Annotated in this window: 3 protein-coding genes and 1 tRNA gene; all 4 read right to left on the bottom strand. The window is 41.4% G+C overall.

Features of this window, described 5'->3' with window-relative positions; genetic code table 11:
• Positions 1 to 789 (bottom strand): PBSX family phage terminase large subunit (locus tag ACJ28U_RS04110; RefSeq protein ID WP_407618468.1); only part of this gene is annotated, 789 nt, incomplete at its 3' end.
• The gene (locus tag ACJ28U_RS04105) at positions 782 to 1,204 is read right to left on the bottom strand and encodes a terminase small subunit (RefSeq protein WP_407618467.1); all 423 of its coding nucleotides are present in this window, start codon (positions 1,202 to 1,204) and stop codon (positions 782 to 784) included. The genes ACJ28U_RS04105 and ACJ28U_RS04110, both read right to left, overlap by 8 nt.
• A 35-nt stretch (positions 1,205 to 1,239) precedes the next feature.
• A complete protein-coding gene (locus ACJ28U_RS04100) occupies positions 1,240 to 2,055 on the bottom strand; it encodes a hypothetical protein (protein ID WP_407618466.1) in 816 nt (271 codons plus the stop codon).
• A 184-nt stretch (positions 2,056 to 2,239) separates the two neighbouring features.
• Positions 2,240 to 2,321: transfer RNA gene (locus ACJ28U_RS04095), tRNA-Ser, on the bottom strand.
• Between the last annotated feature and the right edge of the window lie 175 nt (positions 2,322 to 2,496).

The raw sequence follows: 2,496 nt of genomic DNA, 5'->3' as shown, positions 1-2,496 counted from the left end.
AAAGTCCAGTCCGAAGTATGACGGAACACCCTTTAATTCGTCACTGCCGGCCCGTAGAAGTCGTTTCTCATACTTAGGGAATATCAGCTTATCCAGTGTCGCAAACTCGCCCAGCGCGTAAATCTTGTAGTATGCGCCGTTAGTTTCGCTCAACTGTTCGATACGTCTGCGATTGGCGTCATCCAAAAACTTATTATCCTTGTAAGTCGACAAATGAATTTTTGTGTCCGGATCCGTTCGCTCAAAGAATTGTTTGTACACCCAATTCGCTTTAGACACCGGGTTAAACATAATGAAGATTTGTTTCTGGGGATGCTTACGTTCACGCAAACGCAAATCAAGCTGATTGAAATCATCCAACGTGAACTCCGTGGCTTCTTCCATCATGACGTCGCTGATACCCTTTACTGACTTAATCTTTTCTGGGTTATCAAGCCCTTTGAAAATAAACTCAGCACCATTCGACAACTTAATTCGATAATCAGTGTTTCGAACTTTTGCGTATGGCATCAGGCCCCACTCAGTCAGCCTTGAAATAAAGTCTTCAAAGATTGAGTCCTTAACTGTCGCACCAACTTTTCGCAAAATTAAAAAGCGCCGGGGAATTTTCCAATCACCCAACGCTTTCAATATAACTTTTTGCACTACACCAGCAGACTTACCAGACGACGCACCACCGTACCACAAATCAACGCGTGAGTCGTAATCATACAGATAATCAAAGACTTGTTTGTTGAACACTCGCGCCGGCTTCGGAAACTCCAACGTCAACTGTTCATTCTTACTCATCTTCATCCTCCGTGTAATCACCCATCACAACGATTGGCTTCACTTCTACGACGCTTTCAGCCTGGAAGATACCAAGTACCTTACCCAAGTTTTCGGCAGCCTTAATCCGGTTGTTAACCTTTGTCGGCACCTCAATAACTTTTCCAGAAGGCGTCACTTCCTGCTCACCTATCTCACCCTGAACAACCTTTTCAAAGAATTCTATCACGTTGTCAGTTGTCATTCGTCGCTGTTCTCGGAGTTCGGCCTGTCTTGCTTGAATAGCTTCTTTCACGTCAACATTTGTCAACAAACGTTGTGCAATGCTTCTAGCTGTTTTTGCGCTATAACCAGCCTCACGTGCCGCCTGTGCGCCGTTTCCACCATTTCTGACCCATTCATCAACAAACCGTTCCTGTCGCTCATTCAAGCTCATATGCCGTTCTCCTTTCATGGTATAAAAACATTCATTTATTCTACTTTATTTCTAAACTCTTTCTTATGTGTTTCCAGAAGTAGTTCAGCATCTGCCTTATCTAACTTTAACCAATCAGTTAGATGCGTATCACCACGCCTTAAATTATTATGTTCTAATATTTTATCGACCACAGCCGAATCAACGATGTCGTTTAGTGTCAAAATGCTTCCATCAAAAGCAATACTGTAAAACTTTTTGTGTCCACCTTCTGGTTCGACTTCTTGAATTTGCCACGCTGGTTTAATCTCAACCGACGGGCGCACACGCGTATTGTATTCCTTCCCGCGAAAACTAGTCAAAACAACCTTAATTGCCTTATTTTCATTTATAGAATAGCCATATAGTTTAGGGCTATTCATTTTCTCGCGTCCTTGCCATTTCACATACGACTCCGGCTTAATTTCAGCAATATTATTTTCAGGCAGGTTAATGATAATATTCTCACGATTTTGATCTTCTAAAATAAGCTCAATTTGCCTGATTGCATCACTAGACTTGCCTATGTTAAACCCGTATAAATCAATAACTAACTCGGCTGGAAATTTAAAAAATTTGCTATCCAACTTAGTTATTTTAATATCAACGGCATAATCAAATGACACCTTTTTTGCGTCCACTGAATAATAAAGCGATATTGCAACGGCCGCTAATGTACCAACAGCTCCAAGCCAATCAGCCAACGAACCGGTATCTGACATGGCACCAACATAAAATGACATCATTCCCATTCCGAAAAACAATCCAACAATTAAAAATGACAATTGCCCTGCTACCGACGGGTTGAATAACCGATTAAAAAAATTACGCATATAACCTACCTCCGAAAAGATAGCTTACACCCAAAACAAAAACCGTGCACCCACATATCGAAGGTCACGGCACGAAAACAAAAAGTGAAAGTATATTCCTATACTGTTTATTGATATGTATTAAACAGGCTCTTAGTCATCTAGAATTCGATCGCTTCTTAGCAATCGGACAAAGAACCCGCAACGGAATATACAGGACTCGAACCTGCAACCGTGTTCCCGGCAACTGCTTAGCAAGCAGCCCGCTTTCCATTCGCTTATATTCCATAACACCAGGCAGCACATACAAGCTCCTGATCCCGGTAATAACTATCAAAGTTTATCCTTAATAGTTTTGAGTATGTACGCCAGACATAGCAACTGGCAGTGTCGTTTAAAACAAATACAAGGAAGATTATCCTTTAATTTATTTTGTGCTATGTGATGCATGTGGTCAGGATT

The organism is Weissella sp. MSCH1, from assembly GCF_045799135.1.
Lineage (GTDB): Bacteria > Bacillota > Bacilli > Lactobacillales > Lactobacillaceae > Weissella.
This window is presented reverse-complemented; position numbering and strand designations above follow the sequence as displayed.

What these genes read in the sequence shown, in the direction of transcription:
- ACJ28U_RS04105 (WP_407618467.1), bottom strand. Translation starts at nt 1,204, where the DNA reads ATGAGCTTGAATGAGCGACAGGAACGGTTTGTTGATGAATGGGTCAGA.
- ACJ28U_RS04100 (WP_407618466.1), bottom strand. Translation starts at nt 2,055, where the DNA reads ATGCGTAATTTTTTTAATCGGTTATTCAACCCGTCGGTAGCAGGGCAA.